Annotated in this window: 24 protein-coding genes, 1 rRNA gene and 4 other annotated features; all 25 genes read right to left on the bottom strand. The window is 45.1% G+C overall.

Translation table 11 applies throughout. From position 1 onward, the window contains the following. Nucleotides 1-39 precede the first annotated feature (39 nt). The 25 genes from AD710_RS08575 to rrf all read right to left on the bottom strand — a co-directional run bounded on the left by AD710_RS08575 (nucleotide 40) and on the right by rrf (nucleotide 20,603). A complete protein-coding gene (locus tag AD710_RS08575) occupies nucleotides 40-645 on the bottom strand; it encodes a class I SAM-dependent methyltransferase (protein ID WP_049627781.1) in 606 nt (201 codons plus the stop codon). 91 nt (nucleotides 646-736) lie between these two features. Then, on the bottom strand, nucleotides 737-1,108 hold the full coding sequence (gene rplL, locus AD710_RS08570; protein ID WP_003156436.1) for a 50S ribosomal protein L7/L12: 372 nt from the start codon (nucleotides 1,106-1,108) through the stop codon (nucleotides 737-739). A gap of 41 nt (nucleotides 1,109-1,149) precedes the next feature. After that, nucleotides 1,150-1,650, bottom strand: a complete 501-nt coding sequence (rplJ, locus tag AD710_RS08565) for a 50S ribosomal protein L10 (RefSeq protein ID WP_003156433.1) — start codon at nucleotides 1,648-1,650, stop codon at nucleotides 1,150-1,152. 63 nt (nucleotides 1,651-1,713) lie between these two features. Next, nucleotides 1,714-1,856 (bottom strand) — a sequence feature (ribosomal protein L10 leader region). A 48-nt stretch (nucleotides 1,857-1,904) separates the two neighbouring features. Beyond that, complete coding sequence (rplA, locus tag AD710_RS08560) at nucleotides 1,905-2,603, bottom strand: 50S ribosomal protein L1 (RefSeq protein ID WP_016935907.1); 699 nt, start codon at nucleotides 2,601-2,603, stop codon at nucleotides 1,905-1,907. Between the two features lie 94 nt (nucleotides 2,604-2,697). Continuing rightward, complete coding sequence (rplK, locus tag AD710_RS08555; RefSeq protein ID WP_003156430.1) at nucleotides 2,698-3,123, bottom strand: 50S ribosomal protein L11; 426 nt, start codon at nucleotides 3,121-3,123, stop codon at nucleotides 2,698-2,700. A gap of 167 nt (nucleotides 3,124-3,290) precedes the next feature. After that, complete coding sequence (gene nusG / locus AD710_RS08550; protein ID WP_003156423.1) at nucleotides 3,291-3,824, bottom strand: transcription termination/antitermination protein NusG; 534 nt, start codon at nucleotides 3,822-3,824, stop codon at nucleotides 3,291-3,293. A 164-nt stretch (nucleotides 3,825-3,988) separates the two neighbouring features. Next, nucleotides 3,989-4,168: a preprotein translocase subunit SecE gene (gene secE / locus AD710_RS08545; RefSeq protein WP_003156422.1), complete on the bottom strand. Its 180-nt coding sequence runs from the start codon at nucleotides 4,166-4,168 to the stop codon at nucleotides 3,989-3,991. A 32-nt stretch (nucleotides 4,169-4,200) separates the two neighbouring features. Continuing rightward, complete coding sequence (rpmG, locus tag AD710_RS08540) at nucleotides 4,201-4,350, bottom strand: 50S ribosomal protein L33 (RefSeq protein ID WP_003156421.1); 150 nt, start codon at nucleotides 4,348-4,350, stop codon at nucleotides 4,201-4,203. An 88-nt stretch (nucleotides 4,351-4,438) separates the two neighbouring features. Continuing rightward, a complete protein-coding gene (gene sigH / locus AD710_RS08535) occupies nucleotides 4,439-5,095 on the bottom strand; it encodes an RNA polymerase sporulation sigma factor SigH (protein ID WP_003156415.1) in 657 nt (218 codons plus the stop codon). A gap of 62 nt (nucleotides 5,096-5,157) precedes the next feature. After that, a complete protein-coding gene (rae1, locus tag AD710_RS08530; protein WP_013350802.1) occupies nucleotides 5,158-5,670 on the bottom strand; it encodes a ribosome-dependent mRNA decay endonuclease Rae1/YacP in 513 nt (170 codons plus the stop codon). A 6-nt stretch (nucleotides 5,671-5,676) separates the two neighbouring features. Next, nucleotides 5,677-6,426, bottom strand: a complete 750-nt coding sequence (gene rlmB / locus AD710_RS08525) for a 23S rRNA (guanosine(2251)-2'-O)-methyltransferase RlmB (RefSeq protein WP_016935908.1) — start codon at nucleotides 6,424-6,426, stop codon at nucleotides 5,677-5,679. Beyond that, complete coding sequence (locus AD710_RS08520; protein WP_016935909.1) at nucleotides 6,410-6,841, bottom strand: Mini-ribonuclease 3; 432 nt, start codon at nucleotides 6,839-6,841, stop codon at nucleotides 6,410-6,412. The genes rlmB and AD710_RS08520 overlap by 17 nt, the downstream gene beginning before the upstream one ends. 4 nt (nucleotides 6,842-6,845) lie before the next feature. Beyond that, on the bottom strand, nucleotides 6,846-8,246 hold the full coding sequence (cysS, locus tag AD710_RS08515) for a cysteine--tRNA ligase (RefSeq protein WP_049627780.1): 1,401 nt from the start codon (nucleotides 8,244-8,246) through the stop codon (nucleotides 6,846-6,848). Further along, nucleotides 8,243-8,896 (bottom strand): serine O-acetyltransferase, encoded by a 654-nt coding sequence (gene cysE, locus AD710_RS08510; protein ID WP_007410393.1) that lies wholly within the window; start codon nucleotides 8,894-8,896, stop codon nucleotides 8,243-8,245. The genes cysS and cysE overlap by 4 nt, the downstream gene beginning before the upstream one ends. Before the next feature lie 74 nt (nucleotides 8,897-8,970). Continuing rightward, nucleotides 8,971-9,203, bottom strand: a binding site (T-box leader). Nucleotides 9,204-9,205: 2 nt separating this feature from the next. After that, nucleotides 9,206-10,657, bottom strand: a complete 1,452-nt coding sequence (gene gltX, locus AD710_RS08505; RefSeq protein ID WP_049627779.1) for a glutamate--tRNA ligase — start codon at nucleotides 10,655-10,657, stop codon at nucleotides 9,206-9,208. 91 nt (nucleotides 10,658-10,748) lie between these two features. Beyond that, complete coding sequence (gene ispF, locus AD710_RS08500) at nucleotides 10,749-11,225, bottom strand: 2-C-methyl-D-erythritol 2,4-cyclodiphosphate synthase (RefSeq protein ID WP_016935912.1); 477 nt, start codon at nucleotides 11,223-11,225, stop codon at nucleotides 10,749-10,751. Next, nucleotides 11,218-11,916, bottom strand: a complete 699-nt coding sequence (gene ispD, locus AD710_RS08495) for a 2-C-methyl-D-erythritol 4-phosphate cytidylyltransferase (protein WP_049628790.1) — start codon at nucleotides 11,914-11,916, stop codon at nucleotides 11,218-11,220. Before ispD ends, ispF begins: the two co-directional genes overlap by 8 nt. Nucleotides 11,917-11,929: 13 nt before the next feature. Next, the gene (locus AD710_RS08490) at nucleotides 11,930-13,030 is read right to left on the bottom strand and encodes a PIN/TRAM domain-containing protein (protein ID WP_045927008.1); all 1,101 of its coding nucleotides are present in this window, start codon (nucleotides 13,028-13,030) and stop codon (nucleotides 11,930-11,932) included. A 113-nt stretch (nucleotides 13,031-13,143) separates the two neighbouring features. Beyond that, complete coding sequence (disA, locus tag AD710_RS08485; protein WP_003156401.1) at nucleotides 13,144-14,226, bottom strand: DNA integrity scanning diadenylate cyclase DisA; 1,083 nt, start codon at nucleotides 14,224-14,226, stop codon at nucleotides 13,144-13,146. Between the two features lie 3 nt (nucleotides 14,227-14,229). Next, complete coding sequence (gene radA, locus AD710_RS08480; RefSeq protein ID WP_016935915.1) at nucleotides 14,230-15,609, bottom strand: DNA repair protein RadA; 1,380 nt, start codon at nucleotides 15,607-15,609, stop codon at nucleotides 14,230-14,232. Nucleotides 15,610-15,702: 93 nt separating this feature from the next. Next, on the bottom strand, nucleotides 15,703-18,138 hold the full coding sequence (gene clpC / locus AD710_RS08475) for an ATP-dependent protease ATP-binding subunit ClpC (protein ID WP_016935916.1): 2,436 nt from the start codon (nucleotides 18,136-18,138) through the stop codon (nucleotides 15,703-15,705). Next, on the bottom strand, nucleotides 18,135-19,226 hold the full coding sequence (locus AD710_RS08470) for a protein-arginine kinase McsB (protein ID WP_016935917.1): 1,092 nt from the start codon (nucleotides 19,224-19,226) through the stop codon (nucleotides 18,135-18,137). The genes clpC and AD710_RS08470 overlap by 4 nt, the downstream gene beginning before the upstream one ends. Then, nucleotides 19,226-19,783 (bottom strand): protein-arginine kinase activator protein McsA, encoded by a 558-nt coding sequence (locus AD710_RS08465; RefSeq protein ID WP_016935918.1) that lies wholly within the window; start codon nucleotides 19,781-19,783, stop codon nucleotides 19,226-19,228. The genes AD710_RS08470 and AD710_RS08465 overlap by 1 nt, the downstream gene beginning before the upstream one ends. 13 nt (nucleotides 19,784-19,796) lie before the next feature. After that, nucleotides 19,797-20,261, bottom strand: coding sequence for a transcriptional regulator CtsR (gene ctsR, locus AD710_RS08460; protein WP_016935919.1), 465 nt, complete (start codon nucleotides 20,259-20,261; stop codon nucleotides 19,797-19,799). A 226-nt stretch (nucleotides 20,262-20,487) separates the two neighbouring features. After that, nucleotides 20,488-20,603, bottom strand: a 5S ribosomal RNA gene (rrf, locus tag AD710_RS08455). Nucleotides 20,604-20,666: 63 nt separating this feature from the next. After that, nucleotides 20,667-21,535 (bottom strand) — a sequence feature (23S ribosomal RNA rRNA prediction is too short). Between the two features lie 9 nt (nucleotides 21,536-21,544). Beyond that, nucleotides 21,545-21,892: a sequence feature (23S ribosomal RNA rRNA prediction is too short), on the bottom strand. Between the last annotated feature and the right edge of the window lie 132 nt (nucleotides 21,893-22,024).

Raw genomic sequence — 22,024 nt, 5'->3', positions numbered from 1 at the left:
ATTGGCATTTTACAATATTAACATAGCTGAAAATTCAAGTCAAACTTTTTTTGCTTTTATGATATAATAGCCTTTCTTTTTTTGAACGACGGAAACTTCGTCAAAAAGCTCCTTCAGTTTTTCAATGGCAGAAGGCCCGCCCTGTTTTTTCTGTATAACGATCCACAACTCACCTGAAGCCCTTAAATGCTCAGCGCTTTTTTCAAAAATGGCATGGACAACTTTTTTTCCGGCGCGGATTGGGGGGTTTGTAATAATAGAAGCAAATGTTTGAGCAGAATCAATATTTGAAAATAAATCACTCTGATAAATCTGAACGTTTTTTATTCCGTTTTTTTCTGCATTTTCATTTGACAGCTCTACGGCTCTTTCATTCACGTCAATCATGTGCACGGTCCGGTCTGTAAATTCACCGGCGAGCGACAGACCGATCGGGCCGTAGCCGCAGCCTGCATCCAGGAAGTCACCATCAACCTCAGGCTCTTCAAACGCTTCAATTAAGACACGCGAACCGAAATCAACTTCCTTTTTTGAGAAAACGCCGCTGTCACTTGTGAATGTATAAGATCTGTTCCGCAGTGTAAATGACCATGTCTGTTTATCGCTTTTGACTGAAGGTTTTTCTGAATAATAGTGTTCACTCATTATTAGAACCTCCTTTTTTAATGGCGCTTAAAGAAAAGCAAAGAAAAAGCCCGCCTCATAAAAGCGAGCTTCCCCTACAGGCAAGTGAAGATTACTTAACTTCTACAGAAGCGCCAACTTCTTCAAGTTTAGCTTTAAGCTCTTCAGCTTCTTCTTTCGCAATACCTTCTTTAAGTGGTTTTGGAGTGTTGTCAACAAGTTCTTTAGCTTCTTTCAAGCCAAGACCAGTGATTTCACGAACAACTTTGATAACTTTGATTTTCTGAGAACCTGCACCAGCAAGGATAAGGTCGAATTCGCTTTGCTCTTCAGCAGCGCCGCCAGCAGCAGCTCCGCCAGCTACAGCTACAGGAGCAGCAGCAGTTACGCCAAATTCTTCTTCGATTGCTTTTACTAGGTCGTTCAATTCAAGTACAGTTGCTTCTTTAACGGAAGCAATGATTTCTTCGATATTTAAAGCCATTTGAAATTCCTCCATTTGTTTTATTTTAGGGTAAAATCAGATTAAGCGCCTTGTTCTTCCTTTTGATCTGCAACTGCTTTAGCTGCAAGTGCAAGGTTGCGAACTGGAGCTTGAAGTACGCTAAGCAACATAGAAAGTAAGCCATCGCGTGAAGGAAGTTCAGCAAGAGCTTTCACTTCTTCAACAGAAGATACTTTACCTTCGATAACGCCCGCTTTGATTTCCAGAGCTTCGTGGTTTTTCGCGAACTCGTTAAGAACTTTCGCCGGAGCGACAACATCTTCAGTACTGAATGCGATCGCATTCGGTCCAGTTAAGACATCATTCAAACCATCAAGTTCAGCTTGTTCAACCGCACGGCGAGTCATCGTGTTTTTGTACACTTTGAACTCTACGTTAGCTTCGCGAAGCTGTTTACGGAGTTCAGTTACTTCAGAAACGTTAAGTCCGCGGTAGTCAACGATGATCGTTGATTTGCTTTCTTTCAGTTTAGAAGCAATCTCTTCAACAACAACTTTTTTTGTATCAATTGCGCTGCTCATGGTTACACCTCCTGTAGATTTTGTGTAACACTTATACCGCTAGGTGATCACGACTGTGACGACGATTTCATATAAAAAGCCTCCATGTGGACATGGAGGCTGTATATACAAGCATACGTAACGTAATAGCTGTGATATATATACACCTCGGCAGGATATTAAGCCTCAGCGGCCCCTGCTGTCTACGGTATAAATGACATATTATATTTTACAACATTTTGAATCATATCAGAATGCTGATCTAAAGTCAAATATTATTTTACGTTGAAAGTTGAAGCGTCTACTTTGACACCAGGTCCCATAGTAGATGTTACAGCAACGTTTTTCACGTAAACGCCTTTAGCTGCAGCAGGTTTAGCTTTCAGGATTGTATCGTACATTGTTGTGAAGTTCTCAACAAGTTTTTCATCCTCGAAAGAAACTTTACCGATAGGAACATGGATGTTGCCAGCTTTATCAGCACGGTATTCAACTTTACCAGCTTTGATTTCGCCGATTGCTTTTTCAACTTCGAAAGTAACTGTACCAGTTTTAGGGTTTGGCATTAAACCTTTTGGTCCAAGTACACGGCCGATTTTACCAACCTCACCCATCATGTCAGGTGTAGCTACGATTACATCGAAATCGAACCAGCCTTGTTGAATTTTGTTGATGTAGTCAGTATCGCCAACGAAATCTGCACCAGCAGCTTCAGCTTCTTTCGCTTTTTCGCCTTTTGCGAAAACGAGAACGCGCTGAGTTTTACCAGTTCCGTTAGGAAGAACGACTGCTCCGCGGATTTGCTGATCGTTTTTACGAGTGTCAACCCCTAAACGGAAAGCAACTTCAACTGTAGCGTCGAATTTAGCTGTGTTTGTTTTTTTAGTAAGCGCCACTGCTTCAGCGACGTCGTAAGCTTTTGCACGGTCTACAAGCTTCGCAGCTTCAACGTACTTTTTACCTTTTTTAGCCATTTTAAAATTTCCTCCTTATGTGGTTATAGCGGAATAACCTCCCACGAATAAGGGTTGCGAACTTGTGAAAACTCGCAACCCGACAAGAAACAAATTAATCCTCGATAACGATACCCATACTGCGGGCAGTACCTTCAACCATGCGCATTGCCGCTTCAACGTCTGCTGCGTTTAAGTCAGGCATTTTCGTTTCAGCGATTTCGCGAACCTTATCGCGCTTAACGGTTGCCACTTTATTACGGTTTGGTTCACCAGAACCAGACTCAATTCCAGCTGCTTTTTTAAGCAATACTGCAGCAGGCGGAGTTTTTGTAATAAATGTAAATGAACGGTCTTCGTAAACCGAAATTTCAACAGGAATGATTAAACCAGCTTGGTCAGCTGTACGAGCGTTAAACTCCTTACAGAATCCCATGATATTTACACCGGCTTGACCTAGTGCAGGTCCAACTGGCGGCGCTGGGTTAGCTTTTCCAGCAGGAATTTGCAATTTTACAACTTTTACTACTTTTTTAGCCACGAGACACACCTCCTTAAGTCCGTGATGTGGTAATAGGGTAAACCCTCCCACTCAAGGTTTCATTCTTTATATGAATGACGAAATATCAAGCTAGCTGCCTTGGATTAGTCCAAGACGTACCTTTGCTATATTATCATTAATATATAGCAATTTCAAGTTTTTTCACATTACAATTTGTCGATCTGGGTAAATTCCAGTTCAACCGGCGTTTCACGGCCGAACATGTTAACGAATACCTTCACTTTGCTCTTATCATAATCAATCTCTTCAATTGATCCTGTAAAGTTGGCGAATGGCCCGTCTATGACTTTGACTGTCTCATTCAATTCAAAATCAATGTCGGTTTTCCGCTCATCCATGCCCATCCGTTTTAAAATGGTTTCCGCTTCGCCAGGAAGAAGCGGAGTCGGCTTTGAGCCTGAACCGGCTGATCCGACGAAACCGGTAACGCCCGGCGTGTTGCGGACCACATACCAAGAATCATCAGTCATGACGATTTCAACAAGCACATAACCCGGGAACACTTTCTTTTTGACTACTTTTTTCTTGCCGTTCTTAATATCAGTCTCTTCTTCTTCAGGAACGACCACGCGGAAAATTTTATCCTGCATTCCCATTGATTCCACACGTTTTTCAAGGTTTGCTTTTACTTTGTTTTCATAACCGGAATACGTATGAACAACATACCAATTCTTTTCCATTCTATCAGGACTCTGCAGTCCTTCCCTCCCCGCATTTAAAAATGAAGTGTAAAACAAAAAATAGGCTCAGAGCCTATGAATCCTTTTTTCAACACAATAAAAAACCCGCTGAACGGGTTTTGGCAAACGATATTATGATCTATTATAGCACGTATTGCTGATCATTATTCAACTATTAAACGAATTAATTGAGAAATTCCTGTATCAAGGAGGGCAAAAAAGATAACAAAAAAGATAACCGTTGAAATCACCGTGATCGTATAGCGCGTTAACTCTTTGCCTTTAGGCCAGCTAACCTTTTTCATTTCTTTCCCAACATCTTTAAAGAAACTCATCATGCGCATGTAAAAGACCTCCACAATTTAAAAAGCGAACACTATTTTGTTTCTAAATGAGCTGTATGTGAATTGCAAGTGCTGCAGTACTTCTTAACTTCTAACCGCTCAGCCGCTGATGCAGAGCTTTTCATTGTCGTATAATTACGATTTCCGCATGTTTTGCATGCCAGCGTAATCTTTTTTCTCATGTCGATACACCTTTTCCTAAATAGACATCATTTATCTTAATAAAATAGCACAGTCAGAAAAATTCTGTCAATATGACATAGAAACCCGCTACAGGCTGATTTCTCTTATTTCTAAATACTTCTCAAGCTTGCGCTTCACGCGCTGCAGGGCATTATCAATTGATTTTACGTGTCGGTTTAAGTCATCTGAAATTTCTTGGTAACTTCTTCCGTCCAAGTACAAAACAAGCACCTTTCTCTCCAGATCGCTCAGCAGTTCTCCCATTTTCATCTCAATATCATCGAATTCTTCCTGATTAATAATCATTTCTTCAGGGTTTAACGTTTTTGCGCCTGAAATGACATCAAGCAGTGTTCTGTCTGATTCTTCATCAAAAATTGGCTTGTCTAAAGAAACATAAGAATTTAAAGGAATGTGTTTCTGACGGGTAGCTGTCTTTATTGCGGTAATAATCTGGCGGGTAATGCATAATTCTGCAAAAGCTTTGAATGAAGTAAGCTTGTCCTCCCTAAAGTCTCGGATAGACTTATATAAGCCTATCATCCCTTCCTGTACAATATCTTCTCTGTCGGCCCCTATTAAAAAATAAGACCTGGCTTTCGCCCGTACAAAATTACGGTACTTCGTAATCAAGTAATCTAACGCATCACTATCCCCAACATGAACCTTTTCAATGACCTGCTCGTCCTCCAACTGGCAAAACTGCACTTTGTTGAATTTTCCCTTGCTGTTCTGTAGATTCACTGCGATCCCCCCGGCGCACGTAGATAGAAATATTATACATTAATGGGCGAAAAAGCGTCAACCTAATCCAGGCCGCCGCGCCGCCACTTTTCAAACGTTTTCAAAACCTCTTCGGACAGCTCGATTTTACCCGGGGGTTTTTCGGAAGTGATCTTTGAAACCCGTCTTTGAATCCGGCGTTCTATCGCATCCACTTCCCTCAGCAGCTCCCGGGCGGATTTACGTAGAGCCCCTTGTCCGAAAATCGCCCACTGCTCCGTGTAATCAGAGGTTGCGACATGAATCTGTGTCGCAATATTATTCAGCGCCTGTGCAAGCTTCTCAATCCGCTCATCCGCCGTTTCATTCTCCCGTGTGAAAATCACTTCAACTCTGTGATTCGTGTGTTTTTTCTCTATGCCTTTTACCAGATGTGCGTCAAACACCACAATGACTTTAATTCCCGTGTACGACTGATACTCCGCCATCTTCTGAATCAGCACATCTCTCGCTTCTTCAAAACTGTTCGCTTTTAAATCCTTTAGCTGCGGCCAAGCTCCTATCATGTTGTATCCGTCTACTAATAGGATGTCCATTTGTCTTTATTCCCCTAAAGGATTGCGTTTCCGGTAGACTTCATACATCAGAAGACCGGCCGCTACCGATGCATTCAGAGACGTGACTTTTCCGGCCATCGGAAGTTTAATGAGAAAATCACATTTCTCTTTCACAAGACGGCCCATTCCTTTGCCTTCGCTTCCGATAACGAGCGCCAAAGGCATGTTGCCGTCCATAGAGCGGTAGTCTTCCCGGGCGGATGCATCCGTTCCCACGACCCAAATGCCCCGCTCCTTCATTTCATCAAGTGTCCGGGCAAGATTGGTCACCTTCACGACGGGAATATGTTCAATAGCACCGGTCGATGCTTTTGCGACTGTTGAAGTCAGTCCGACCGCTCTGCGTTTCGGAATCACGATGCCGTGCGCGCCGACAGCGTCAGCCGTTCTCATGATGGAACCGAGATTATGAGGGTCTTCCAGCTCGTCCAATATGAGAAAGAAAGGCTGTTCGTTTCTCTGTTCCGCTCTTTTATACAATTCGTCTAATTGTGCATATTCATATGCCGCCACCTGAGCGACAACTCCCTGATGCTGCCCCTCCACCATCTGATCGAGTTTTTTTCTCGGCACAAATTGAATGGTGACGCCGCGCTTTTTAGCAAGCTCCATAACTTGCTGCGCCTGTCCTTTTACTGTGTTTTCCGCCATCCATAACTTATAGAGTTTGCGATCCGACTTTAACGTCTCAATTACCGCATTTTTTCCTATGACGTAATCATGTTGCTGACTCATTTGTTTTCCTCCCTGACGTCCCGACTTGTATAGCTTCTGTAATCAGCTGATTCAGTCTTTCTTCTCTTTTCTCAAGAAAAAGATATCCGAGCAAAGCCTCAAAAGCTGTACTATGGCGGTACGTCTGTACATCTGTGTTTTTAGGCGTCGTCCCTGATTTTGCGTTTCTTCCCCTTCTCACCACGGCTTCCTCTTCCTCCGTGAAAAAGGATTCTTCCTGAAGGCGGAACAAAATGTCTGCCTGTGATTTTGCCGATACGATCCGGCTCGCCTTCTTATGAAGGTCATTCGGTTTCGTATGGCCCTGCTTAAGCAGGTGATGCCGGACATATATTTCAAAAATGGCATCACCCATATAAGCGAGCGCAAGACCGTTTAACTGCTTTGAATCTTTGATTTGTTCAAATTGAAGCATCCGCTTACTCTCCCCGCTTCCAGCGAGTTCCCTGAGCCGTATCTTCAAGAATGATATTCATGCTTTTCAGCTGATCGCGAATTTGGTCTGACAAAGCAAAATCGCGATTGCGGCGGGCTTCATTTCTCTTCTCGATCAATTCTTCAATCTCTTCATCGACAAGCTCTTCTTCGCCGAGCGTAAGTCCGAGAACGGATCCGATTCGGTCAAACATGCTGATGAAGGCTTTAATGACGTGATCCGCCGTATTGTCCTCCTGCATATAGTAGTTGGCAAGCTTCGCCAAATCAAACCAAACGGAAATCGCATTCGCCGTATTAAAATCATCATCCATCGCTTCTTCAAATGCAGCGCGGTGCTCTTCGATTTTAGCGAGCCATTCATTATCATTGTCAGTCAGATTCGTGCTGCTAATCAAACGATGGTTTAAATTGCTGTAGGCCGTCTTTAGGCGGTTAAACGCGTTTTTTGTTTTCTCAAGCAGCTCTTCCGAATAGTTGATCGGGTGGCGGTAATGAACGGACAGCATGAAAAATCTCAAAAGCTGCGGATCATACTGCTTAATAATATCGTGCACCAAAACAAAGTTGCCGAGCGATTTTGACATTTTTTCATTATCTATATTGATGTAACCGTTGTGAAGCCAGTATTTTGCGAATGTCTTGCCTGTTAATGCTTCAGATTGGGCGATTTCGTTCTCATGGTGCGGGAATGTCAGGTCCTGACCGCCGGCATGAATATCGATTTCGTCACCCAAATATTTTTTCACCATTGCGGAGCATTCAATGTGCCAGCCCGGGCGGCCTTTTCCCCAAGGGCTATCCCATGAAATTTCTCCGTCTTTGGCGGCTTTCCAAAGAGCAAAGTCCAGCGCATCCTCTTTCTTCTCACCGACACGGATACGAGCGCCCGATCTGAGTTCATCAATTGATTGCTGTGAAAGCTTGCCGTAGCCTTCGAAGGCTCTTGTTTTGAAATAGACGTCGCCTTCCGATTCATAAGCGTAGCCTTTTTTAATCAGCTCGCTGACAAATTCAATAATGGCGTCCATGTTCTCCATGACTCGAGGGTGAAGATCCGCTTTCCGGCATCCGAGGGCGCCCACATCTTCAAAATAAGCTTTAATAAACCGCTCAGAAACGGTCGGAACGTCCTCGCCGAGCTCATTGGCCGCCTTAATCAATTTGTCATCAACATCTGTGAAATTCGATACGTATTGAACATCGTATCCCTTATACTCCAAATAGTTGCGTACGGTATCATACACAATCGCCGGACGGGCGTTTCCGATATGAATATAGTTGTATACAGTCGGTCCGCACACGTACATTTTTACTTTTCCTTCCTCAAGAGGAGCGAATGTTTCCTTTTTCCGTGTCAATGTATTATAAAGTGTAATGGTCATTTTTGGTTGATCCTTTCTTTTTTATCTTCCAGTTCAGCCTGCAGCTCAAAAATCTGCTGCTCCAATGCTCTTAACCGGTCAGCAACCGGATCGGGCAAGTCTTGGTGATTGAGATCGCGTTTGATCTTTCTTCCGTTCTGAATGACGACTTTTCCAGGTATGCCGACAACGGTTGAAAAGTCGGGAACATCACGCAGCACAACGGAGCCGGCCCCTACTTTAGAGCCTTGCCCGACTGTTATAGAGCCGAGCACCTTCGCCCCCGTTGCAATTAAAGCATCATCTTTAATGGTCGGATGCCGCTTTCCCTTTTCTTTTCCCGTTCCCCCGAGAGTGACACCTTGGAATACCGTCACGTTATTGCCGATTTCACATGTTTCCCCTATGACGACCCCCATACCGTGATCAATGAAAAACCTTCTCCCGATGGTCGCGCCGGGATGGATTTCGATTCCGGTAAAGAAACGGGCAATCTGTGATATCAGGCGCGCAAGGAAGAAAAATCTCCGTTTATATAAAGCATGTGCAATCCGATGCGCCCATATAGCATGTAAACCAGAATAAGTTAAAACAACTTCAAAATAGCTTCTTGCTGCCGGATCTTGATCGAACACTGTATCTATGTCTTCTTTTAGCATTTTAAAAAACACATGCTTCCCCCCATTCTCTCCCCGCTCCAGTCTGTTTTTCCGCCTATAAAAAAAGCGCCTCTGCATGTAAACATGACAGAGACGCTTTTACCGCGCGGTTCCACTCTGTTTGAAAAACAAAACGTGTTTTCCCAACTTTAAAGCCGGTAACGGCGGCGGCCGCCTTTAAATACTGATTTCCGCAGAAATGTTCTTCAAAGGTCTTAAGGGCGCACTTCTAAAACATAACGCATGAATCTCTCTCAGCCGATGAAGATTCTTTCTGTAATGGTCATTGTTTTATACTCTTCCCTGTCAACAATCGTATATTTAAATGCTTTTCAGGCGTTTTACGGCTGTTTCTCTGCCGATCAGCTCAATAGCCTGCGGAAGCTCCGGACCGTGCGTCTGGCCGGTAACTGCTACACGAATCGGCATGAACAACTTTTTGCCTTTATGGCCTGTTTCTTTCTGAACGGCTTTAATTGAGGCTTTGATCTGCTCTGGCGTGAATTCTTCAAGCTCTTCAAGCTTCGCAGCAAATGCGCTGAGCACTTCAGGCACCTGTTCTTCCGCCAGAACGGCTTTTGCCTCTTGATTATACTCGATCTCATCCTTAAAGAACAAATCAGTCAGCTCGACAATTTCAGCACCGTAGCTCAATTGCTCATGGTAAAGAGAGATTAACTTACGCACCCATTCCCGCTCTTCGGCAGAAAGCTCAGTGCCGACTTTTCCTGCTTTTTGCAGGTGAGGCAGAGTCAGTTCAACAACTTGATCAAGATCCAGCGCTTTGACATATTGGTTGTTGACCCATTTCAGTTTATGCATATCAAACAGAGCCGGTGACTTAGATAAACGATTCACATCAAAAATTTCAATAAATTGTTCTCTTGTGAAGAGCTCTTCTTCACCGACAGGAGACCAGCCGAGAAGTCCGATAAAGTTAAACAGCGCTTCAGGCAGGTAACCCAGCTCATCATACTGCTCAATAAACTGGATAATTGATTCATCACGTTTACTTAATTTTTTGCGGCTTTCGTTCACGATAAGCGTCATATGTCCGAATTCAGGAATATCCCAGCCGAACGCCTGGAAAATCATGATTTGTTTCGGTGTATTTGAAATATGGTCCTCACCGCGGAGCACGTGCGTCATTTTCATTAGGTAATCGTCAATTGCGACGGCAAAGTTATACGTCGGTGTACCGTCTTTTTTAACGATGACGAAGTCGCCGATACCGTCTGATTCAAAAGAAATCTCGCCCTTTACGATATCGTTAAAGGTGATGATTTTCCCTTCCGGCACGCGGAAACGGATGCTCGGCTGTCTTCCTTCGGCTAAAAACTGCTCCTGCTCTTCCTGAGTCAGGTTTCTGTGTTTGCCTGAATAGCGCGGCATTTCCCCGCGGGCGATCTGCTCTTCACGTTCTTTCTCAAGTTCTTCTTCCGTACAGAAACATTTATAAGCAAGCCCTTTTTCAAGCAGCGCTTCATAGTACTCTTTGTAAATGTCATTCCGTTCAGACTGGCGGTACGGGCCGTATTCTCCGCCGACATCCACACTTTCATCCCAGTCTATGCCGAGCCATTTCAGATAGTTAAGCTGGCTTTGCTCTCCGCCTTCAATATTTCGCTTTTTGTCCGTATCCTCAATCCGGATAATAAACTTTCCGCCTTGGCTGCGGGCAAATAAATAGTTAAAAAGCGCCGTTCTGGCGTTACCGATATGCAAATGTCCGGTCGGACTCGGTGCATAGCGGACGCGTACTTCATTTCCCATGTTCAAATACTTCCTTTCATCTCGTCTGTAGCCTCTAGCCGAATATATGTATCTATTCTACCACCAAATAGACCGGGCATCAAAATAATGATCAGGCTTTTTGGATCAGAACGGTAGCCTGAGCGGCAATTCCTTCGGCTCTTCCGGTAAACCCGAGCTTTTCTGTCGTTGTTGCTTTTACATTTACTTGAGAGACGTCTGCCTCAAGGCCTTCCGCTATTCGTTTTCTCATCGCATCAATATGCGGCGCCATTTTCGGCTTTTGCGCAATAATCGTGCAGTCTATATTTCCGAGTACGTATCCTTTTTCTTTGACAATGTTCCAGACATGCTGAAGCAGCTTAAAAGAATCCGCATCCTTGAATTCCGGATCAGTATCCGGGAAATGCTTGCCGATATCTCCTTCACCCACCGCTCCGAGGCACGCATCTGCAACCGTGTGCAGCAATACATCCGCATCGGAATGCCCGAGCAGCCCTTTTTCATAAGGAATTTCAATTCCGCCGATGATAAGAGGACGGCCTTCCGTTAGTTGATGCACGTCAAATCCTTGTCCGATTCTAAACATTATGATTCCCACTTTCCGCTTTCATGATTGCTTCCGCTGATATCAGATCATCCGGCGTTGTCAGCTTAATATTGGTATAGCTGCCTTCAACGATACTCACCTGATATCCATCAAGACGCTCGACGAGACTGGCGTCATCCGTACCTAAGAAGCCTTTGTTTTCCGCTTCCCTATGCGCCTTTTTCAATAAAGAAAGACGAAAAGCCTGCGGCGTTTGAACGGCCCACAAGCTTGAACGGTCAAAGGTCTCCGCAACCCGGGAGCCTTCCGCCCGCTTTATCGTATCTTTCACAGGAACAGCCAGGACAGCCGCTCCCGTCTCTTCTGCTGTTTCAACGAGTTTATCGATATGCTGATGCGTGACAAACGGGCGCGCCCCGTCATGAACAAGGACGACAGACTCCTCATCAATCACTTTCAATCCTTCGTATACACTATGCTGACGCTCCGCTCCGCCGGTGACAAGCTCAATTTCCGCTTTAACCGGAAACTGGGCAAGCAGCTGGTGAAAATCTTCCCGTTCACTCTCGTTTATCACCAGGATTATTTTCTGACAAGGCGCGTGGCTTTCAAAAACCCGCAGTGTGTGTATAATAACAGGCGCACCCTTTAAGCCGATGAACAGCTTATTTTTCCCGGCTTTCATCCGTTTCCCTTGTCCGGCAGCCGGAATGACTACGACATACTCCATCATTAACTCCCTCTTAAAGAGCCTTCTCAAGCAGCTTAGGCTTGGCAAAAATCATTCGCCCCGCCGCTGTCTGCAGCACGCTGGTTACGAGCACATCAATATGTTTCCCTATATAATTGCGGCCTTCTTCCACAACGATCATTGTTCCGTCATCCAAGTAAGCCACACCTTGATTATGCTCTTTCCCGTCCTTAATCACCTGCACATTCATTTCTTCACCCGGGAGCACAACCGGCTTCACCGCGTTTGCAAGGTCATTAATATTCAGTACCGCAACCTTCTGAAGCTCACATACTTTATTTAAATTAAAATCATTCGTCACAACGACACCGGATGTCAGCTTCGCAAGTTTGACAAGCTTGCTGTCAACCTCTTGAATGTCTTCGAAGTCGCCTTCATAAATTTCAACCGTAATATCCAGTTCCTTTTGAATGCGATTCAAAATATCCAGTCCGCGGCGTCCTCTGTTGCGTTTTAAAACATCTGAAGAATCAGCGATATGCTGTAATTCCTCAAGCACAAATTGAGGAATGACAATGACGCCTTCTAAAAAGCCCGTCTGACAAATATCTGCAATTCTCCCATCAATAATAACACTTGTATCCAAGATTTTCAGCCTTTTCTCCTGTTCCTCCTGCTCCTCATCGGCACTTCCTTTTTTCTTCTGCATTCTTGCAGAAATGGAGAACAGACTGATCAGTTCATCCTTTTTCTTAAATCCGACCTGGAAGCCCAGATAACCGAGAAAGAAAGCCAAAAAGACCGGGATGATGGTGCTGAATATACGGTACGGAATATTGTCCAGCGGAATCACGTTTACAATGAGATATGCGATGATAAGTCCAAAAACCAATCCGAGACTTCCGAATAACAGATCCGGCACCGGAGCTCTCAGCAAAGAATCTTCAATCCATTTCACCCAATTAATCACATATTCTGTCGTCCATATACTGATGAGAAAAAAGATAATAGCACCAATTGCAGCAGACGTATATGCGTTTGTTATTAAAGGTATGTCCTGTATATTTGACAGTACAAACAATTCAGGTATTAAAAAGATACCGACAACGCCGCCCACAATAATGAAGAACGCCTGAACTATTCGTTTTAACATACCTCCACCTCCTTTTAAGTAACATTTTTCAGCAGGCTGTCAAAGCCTACAAATATCAGAATAAACAAAAACTAACAATAATATACCCGGATTCTGACAGGTTTAAGCGATACTTAAAGCTGTCTATCTATATAGTGTTTTTCTTGAAGACGTTTTAAACCTTTTTTGATTTTTTGGGCGCGCACCTCGCCGATGCCTTCAACATCATCCAGCTCTTCAACAGTGGCTTCCGTTATGCTTGGCAAAAATCCGAACGCCTCAACCACATTTTCAACAATCGGCATCGGCAGACGCGGAATTTTATTCAGCAGTCTGTACCCTCTCGGCAGCACATAATCATCAAGGTTGGTAGAAGCGGGATATCCAAGCAGCTTAAACAGAATGGAATCATCAAGCAGATCATAGCTGGACATATCCTGAAGCTCTTTTAACAGCACGAACGGATCTTTGATTTTTTCTTTCACATAGTCTTTGATGAAAAGAGCCGCTTCTTCTTCCATATCCGTAATCAGCTCAATCACCTGCAGACGGATTAAGTGGCCTTCCGTTCCGAGTTCTTTAATATACATGTTGATTTCATTTTTTATACGGAGCACCATTTCATAGCGGTGCATGACGGACAGCACGTCACTGAATGTCACGAGCTCCTCAAACTCTAAAGCGTTTAAAGCCGTAATCGTTTTGTCTAAAATGGTTTTATACTTCTCAAGCGTTTGAATCGCCTGGTTTGCTTTTGTTAAAATAAATCCTATGTCCTTCAGTGTGTATTTCATGCTGTCCTGGTATAACGTAATGACATTTCTGCGTTCAGAAATGGCGATGACGAGACAGCCGGTCTGCTTCGCCACCCGTTCCGCCGTACGGTGCCTCATTCCCGTTTCTGAAGAAGAAATGGTCGCTTCCGGCATAAGCTGTGTATTCGCATAAAGAATTTTCTGGCCGGAATCGCTTAAAATAATGGCACCGTCCATTTTGGCCAGCTCGTATAGGTGAGCGGGCGCAAATGATGTATTAATATGAAAACCGCCATCCACGACTTGCTTTACCTTATCATTGTATCCGACAACAATCAGGCCGCCTGTATTTGCCCGAAGTACATTCTCTATCCCGGCTCTGAGCGGCGTGCCCGGTGCAACGAACTGCAGAATTGCAGACAGGTCAAGCTCTTGTTTCGCCCCTTTTTTCTCTTTTTCCATCTATTATGATCCTCCTAATGAAGTACGAAGCGCTTCTGCAACATTTGCTACTCCGACAACCTCAATCCCTTTTGGTATTGTCCATCCGCCTGCATTCGCCTCAGGTATGACCATACGCTTGAAGCCGAGTTTCGCCGCTTCTTTTACGCGCTGTTCGATTCTTGACACCCTGCGGACTTCTCCTGTCAGACCCACTTCACCGATAAAGCAATCTGCAGGATTCGGCGGTGTATCTCTGAAGCTTGAAGCAATGCTGACGGCTACTGCCAAATCAATCGCCGGTTCATCCAGTTTGACCCCGCCGGCGACTTTTAAGTACGCATCTTGATTTTGAAGCAATAGCCCCACCCGCTTCTCAAGCACAGCCATGATTAACGACACCCTATTGTGGTCAATCCCTGTAGCCATGCGGCGCGGGTTTCCAAAGCTGGTCGGTGATATGAGCGCCTGAATTTCAACCAGGATCGGTCTCGTTCCTTCCATTGACGCAACGATACTCGAACCCGAAGCCCCGGCAGAACGCTCTTCCAAGAAAATTTCCGAAGGGTTCAGCACTTCTGTAAGCCCCTCTTCCCGCATTTCAAAGATGCCCATTTCATTTGTTGAGCCGAAACGGTTTTTTACAGCCCGCAAAATACGGAATGTATGGTGCCGCTCTCCTTCAAAGTATAGAACGGTATCGACCATATGCTCAAGCAATCTTGGCCCAGCAATCGATCCTTCTTTTGTGACGTGGCCGACGATAAAAATCGGAATGCCGTTTGTTTTCGCGATTTTCATCAATTCAGCCGTACACTCTCTTACTTGTGATACACTGCCGGGAGCTGAGGTAATGTCACTTTGGTAAACGGTCTGAATGGAGTCTACGACAACAAATGCGGGTTTCATCTCTTGTATAGCAGACGAAATATACTCCATATCGGTTTCAGATAAAACATGTAACAATTGGCTGTTGATTCCAAGCCTGTCAGCGCGCAGCTTCGTTTGCTTCACGGATTCTTCCCCGGAAATGTAAAGCACGCTGCCGGCCGTGTCTGCTAATTGTGCGGATACTTGAAGAAGGAGCGTTGACTTCCCGATGCCGGGGTCGCCGCCGATTAATACTAACGAGCCCTTCACAACGCCGCCGCCAAGCACTCTGTTAAATTCTTCGAGCTTGGTTTGAACACGGGGTTCTTCTGATGTTTCAATTGATGTAATGGGTGATGGTTTCTGGACGGTTTGAACGGAGTGGGAGAAAGCCGCCCGCCGATTCGCCGGCGCTTTTTTGATGGTTTCTTCCACCATTGTATTCCAAGCCCCGCAACCTGGGCATTTCCCCATCCATTTTGCGGATTCATAACCGCATGAGTGGCAGATGAATTTTGTTTTTGATTTAGCCATATATGCTGTAAGACCTCTTCCTTATCAAATATTTCTCTATATAACAAAGTGAGGCATACACTTGCTTACGTATGCCTCATGTTTGTCACTATATTAGTTCGTTTTAGCAGTTGTTTTTACGACAAATTCGCCGTCTTCAACATCAAGAACGATGTGCTGGCCTTTATCAATATTGCCTCTGAGAAGCTCTTCTGATAACCGGTCCTCCACATGCTTTTGAATCGCTCTTCTTAACGGACGTGCGCCGTATTCCAAATCGACGCCCTCGTCTGCTACTTTTGCTTTTGCAGCATCCGTCAGCTCTATAGAGAGATCTTGTTCTTTCAGACGTTTTGTTAACTGGTCAGACATAAGCGACACGATGTCTGTAAGATGTTTTTTCTCAAGAGAGTGGAAGACAATAATTTCGTCAATCCGGTTGATAAATTCAGGTCTGAAGGCACGCTTCAGCTCTCCCATGACTTTGTCTTTCATGTCTTTATGGTTTTGTGATTCATCCTGCACATTGAAGCCCACATATTTGTTGCGTTTCAGCTCGCTCGCTCCGACGTTTGACGTCATAATCAGAATCGTGTTGCGGAAATCAACAGTGCGTCCTTTTGAATCAGTCAAGCGTCCGTCTTCAAGCACTTGCAGGAGAATGTTAAACACATCAGGATGCGCTTTTTCAATTTCATCAAGCAGTACGACAGAGTAAGGTTTTCTTCTCACTTTTTCCGTCAGCTGGCCGCCTTCATCATAACCGACATATCCCGGAGGAGAACCGACAAGACGCGAAGTCGAATGTTTCTCCATATATTCGGACATATCCACTCTGATCATCGCTTCTTCATCACCGAAAATAGATTCCGCCAGCGCTCTTGCCAGCTCTGTCTTCCCTACGCCTGTTGGGCCTAAGAAGATGAATGAACCGATCGGACGTTTCGGATCCTTCAAACCGGCTCTTGCACGTCTGACAGCCTTCGCAACGGCTACAACGGCTTCATCCTGGCCAATGACGCGGGAGTGCAGAATGCTTTCCATATTGAGAAGCTTATCTGTTTCCGTTTGCGCAATTTTAGATACAGGCACCCCGGTCCAGCTGGATACCACCATTGCGATATCCTCTACAGAAACTTCGGAGTTCTCCTGGCCTTGTTTTTCTTTCCACGTTTTTTTCGTATCTTCCACCTGTTCTCTCAAGCGCTGCTCCGTATCACGAAGAGAAGCCGCTTTTTCAAACTCCTGGCTTTGAACGGCAGCGTCTTTTTCCTTGCGAACTTCATCGAGTTTCTGCTCAAGCTCTTTTAAGTTCGGAGGCGTTGTGAAGGAACGGAGACGCACTTTTGAACCGGCTTCGTCAATTAAATCGATCGCTTTATCCGGAAGGAAGCGGTCAGAAATATAACGGTCAGACAATTTAACCGCCGCTTCGATTGCTTCATCGGTAATAGATACGCGGTGATGCGCTTCATAGCGGTCACGGAGACCTTTTAAGATCTGAATGCTTTCATCGACTGACGGCTCATCCACCTGAATCGGCTGGAAGCGGCGCTCCAAAGCTGCGTCTTTTTCGATATATTTGCGGTATTCATCAAGCGTTGTCGCACCGATACACTGAAGCTCACCGCGAGCGAGTGAAGGTTTTAAAATATTCGACGCGTCAATCGCGCCTTCTGCTCCTCCAGCTCCGATCAGTGTGTGCAATTCGTCAATGAATAAAATGATATTGCCGGCCTGACGTATTTCATCCATTACTTTTTTCAAACGGTCTTCAAATTCTCCGCGGTATTTCGTGCCTGCTACAACCGTTCCCATGTCTAATGTCATTACGCGTTTATCACGTAAAATTTCCGGCACTTCATTATTGATGATCTGCTGTGCGAGACCTTCAGCAATCGCAGTTTTACCTACACCCGGTTCTCCAATAAGAACGGGATTATTCTTTGTTCTGCGGCTTAATACCTCAATAACACGCTGAATTTCTTTGCTTCGGCCGATAACCGGATCAAGGCTGTCTTCCCTCGCAATCGCGGTTAAATCACGCGCTAGACTGTCAAGCGTCGGCGTGTTTGCGCTGCTATTTGTTCCCGCTCCGGATGCCCCTGTCTCATTGCTTCCGAGAAGCTGCAGAACCTGCTGTCTCGCCTTATTGAGACTGACACCCAGATTATTCAGTACTCTCGCGGCGACTCCCTCACCTTCACGAATCAGCCCAAGAAGTATATGCTCTGTTCCTACATAAGAATGACCGAGCTTTCTGGCTTCATCCATTGATAGTTCTATTACCTTTTTGGCTCTAGGCGTGTAATGAGGGACAGAGGTGGTGCTTTCCTGCCCTCGGCCAATCAAACTTTCCACTTCTTTCTGCATTTTATCTGAATTGAGGCCAAGCGCTTCTAAAGCTTTAAATGCTATCCCTTCACCTTCACGGACTAACCCCAATAATATATGTTCAGTTCCGATATTTGTATGGCCTAAGCGCAGTGCTTCTTCCTGTGCCAGTGCCAATACCTTTTGAGCCCGCTCTGTAAATCTTCCAAACATCATATCGAATCATCCTCCTGTCTATTTGCACTCATTTCTAAATGCAGCCTTTCCCTGATAAGAGCCGCTCTTCTCACGTCTCTTTCGTTCGGCCGTAATGCGCCGCCCGAATATTGCTGGAGAAAACCGGGCTGTGTCAAAATCATCAGTTCATTAAGTATATTGCTTGATAGCCCTTTAATGATCCCCAGGTCTATCCCCAGCCGAACGTCAGAAAGGCATTTCGCCGTTTCCTTCGATTCAATCATTCGGCAGTTGGATAAAACTCCGTAAGATCTGAATACCCGGTCCTCTAATTCAATTTTCGAGGTTTGATAAAGCGCTTCTCGGGCTGAGCGTTCCTGCTCAATCAGCTGGGCAGCCACACTGTTCAAATCATCGACGATATCCTGTTCTGATTTTCCAAGTGTGATTTGATTTGAAATTTGAAAGATATTTCCTAATGCTTCGCTGCCTTCCCCGTAAATTCCTCTAACAACTAAACCTAATTGGTTAATTGCCGGTATAATTCGATTCAATTGCCTAGTTAGTACAAGACCCGGCAAATGCATCATGACCGAAGCCCTTAGTCCCGTCCCTACATTTGTAGGACAGCTTGTTAAGTATCCTCTCTTCTCCCCAAAAGCGTAATCCACTTTCTCCTCAATCCAGTCATCAACCTGGTTTGCCGCTTTTATGGCGTTGAGAAGCTGGAAGCCGGGGAAGAGACATTGAATTCTGATATGATCTTCTTCATTTAACATAATGCTGACTTCTTCATTTTCAGAAAGCAGACAGCCGCCAAACGGTGATTCCGTTAAATTCGGGCTGATCAGATGCTTTTCCATCAGCACCCGTTTTTCCAAAGGCTGAGCTTCACTCATTCTGATTAAATGAAATTGACCGATATCAGGCAGTTCTTTCCCTGAAAAATGATCTTCGAATTGCTGAATAATGGATGAGGCTTCTTCATTCGTATACCGGGCAGGAAACTTTATATTTTCAAAGTTTCTGGCCAATCGTATACGGCTGCTGAGTACAATGTCACTTTCAGGTCCCTTTTGCTTCATCCAATTGCTTAATGCGTCCTGAATAAAATGCTTGAGCGACATTACCCTTGTTCCTCCTCACTGTCTGTGCCTTTTAATTTCTGCTCTAATGACCGGATCTGATCCCTGACCTGCGCCGCCTTTTCAAACTCTTCCTGGTGTATTAAAGATTCAAGTTCCTTTTTTAACATTTCCATTTGCCGTCTTACATGCAGGTTTCCGCCTATACGTTTCGGAATTTTTCCGGCATGCACCGTATTCCCGCTGTGGACTTTTCGCAAGATCGGCGTAATTTGGCTGTGAAATGTATCGTAACACTCCGCACAGCCGAACCGCCCTGTTTTTCTCAGTTGCTGAAACGTCATGCCGCATTTCTTACAGGCCGTGCCTTGCTCTGAATAGCCGAACATTTGAGAACCCGTGTTTTGAAATGAAGACTCCATATTCAGCAGTCCTGATAATAAATTATGAATCGAGAACCCTTGGTTTCCACTTATACCGTATGAATCACTATTTTCTTTTGCACATTGTTCACAAATATGAACTTCTTGCTTTTCTCCATTAACAACTTTCGTAAAGTGAAAAGTGGCCGGTCTCTCATTGCACTCTTGACAAATCAATCTTTTCACCCGCTTACTTTAGTTTTAAAGATGTGAGCATCGCCTTCATCATTCTGGCTCTTAGTTCATCCCGTTCAGGCAAATCAATATATAGAACTGAACGATCCATTACACTCACCATCATTTTGGCTTCTCTTTCCGAAATAACCCCGTCCTCTAACAGTCTGAGAATAATGTCATCAGAGGCTGCCTGGGACAAGTGGGTATGAATCTGCGAAATAATATTATTGATGAGGACGACTTCGTTATTCATTTTAACTTTGATAATACGAATATAACCGCCGCCTCCCCGTTTACTTTCAACAATATATCCTCTTTCGCTTGTGAATCTGGTGTTGATGACATAATTTATTTGGGAAGGAACACACTGAAATTTATCAGCAATTTCACTGCGTTTGATCTCTAAAATTTCTTTGCCATTTTGATCTAATACTTGTTTTAAGTACTGTTCAATGATGTCAGAAATATTATGTCCCACTCAACCCCCTCCTTTATTGACTTTGACTATATTTGACTTTAATCTTACTATAAGGTGTTTCACAAAATTTTTCAACTGTATCGCTCTATCTCTATTATTTCCACTTTACACAAGCATAAAACCTGCTTTTACAAAAAGGTATATCGTTACTTTTCTCATATTATATAACGTATGCAGAAAAACACAAAAAAGACAGCTCATGATGAGCTGTCTTTACCGTATGATTGCTTGGCGGCGTCCTACTCTCACAGGGGGAAACCCCCGACTACCATCGGCGCTGAAGAGCTTAACTTCCGTGTTCGGCATGGGAACGGGTGTGACCTCTTCGCTATCGCCACCAAACCATTGAGAGTGTTCTCTCAAAACTAGATAACAGTAAGCATACATTCAAAAATGGTTAAGTCCTCGATCGATTAGTATCTGTCAGCTCCATGTGTCGCCACACTTCCACCTCAGACCTATCAACCTGATCATCTTTCAGGGATCTTACTTCCTTGCGGAATGGGAAATCTCATCTTGAGGGGGGCTTCATGCTTAGATGCTTTCAGCACTTATCCCGTCCGCACATAGCTACCCAGCGATGCCCTTGGCAGAACAACTGGTACACCAGCGGTGCGTCCATCCCGGTCCTCTCGTACTAAGGACAGCTCCTCTCAAATTTCCTGCGCCCGCGACGGATAGGGACCGAACTGTCTCACGACGTTCTGAACCCAGCTCGCGTACCGCTTTAATGGGCGAACAGCCCAACCCTTGGGACCGACTACAGCCCCAGGATGCGATGAGCCGACATCGAGGTGCCAAACCTCCCCGTCGATGTGGACTCTTGGGGGAGATAAGCCTGTTATCCCCGGGGTAGCTTTTATCCGTTGAGCGATGGCCCTTCCATGCGGAACCACCGGATCACTAAGCCCGACTTTCGTCCCTGCTCGACTTGTAGGTCTCGCAGTCAAGCTCCCTTGTGCCTTTACACTCTGCGAATGATTTCCAACCATTCTGAGGGAACCTTTGGGCGCCTCCGTTACCTTTTAGGAGGCGACCGCCCCAGTCAAACTGCCCACCTGACACTGTCTCCCCGCCCGATAAGGGCGGCGGGTTAGAAGGTCAATACAGCCAGGGTAGTATCCCACCGATGCCTCCACCGAAGCTGGCGCTCCGGTTTCCAAGGCTCCTACCTATCCTGTACAAGCTGTACCAACATTCAATATCAGGCTGCAGTAAAGCTCCACGGGGTCTTTCCGTCCTGTCGCGGGTAACCTGCATCTTCACAGGTACTATAATTTCACCGAGTCTCTCGTTGAGACAGTGCCCAGATCGTTGCGCCTTTCGTGCGGGTCGGAACTTACCCGACAAGGAATTTCGCTACCTTAGGACCGTTATAGTTACGGCCGCCGTTTACTGGGGCTTCAATTCGCACCTTCGCTTACGCTAAGCGCTCCTCTTAACCTTCCAGCACCGGGCAGGCGTCAGCCCCTATACTTCGCCTTACGGCTTCGCAGAGACCTGTGTTTTTGCTAAACAGTCGCCTGGGCCTATTCACTGCGGCTCTCTCGGGCTTGCACCCTAACAGAGCACCCCTTCTCCCGAAGTTACGGGGTCATTTTGCCGAGTTCCTTAACGAGAGTTCTCTCGATCACCTTAGGATTCTCTCCTCGCCTACCTGTGTCGGTTTGCGGTACGGGCACCTCTCACCTCGCTAGAGGCTTTTCTTGGCAGTGTGGAATCAGGAACTTCGCTACTATAATTCGCTCGCCATCACAGCTCAG

The organism is Bacillus sp. JFL15, from assembly GCF_001184225.1.
Lineage (GTDB): Bacteria > Bacillota > Bacilli > Bacillales > Bacillaceae > Bacillus > Bacillus siamensis.
This window is presented reverse-complemented; position numbering and strand designations above follow the sequence as displayed.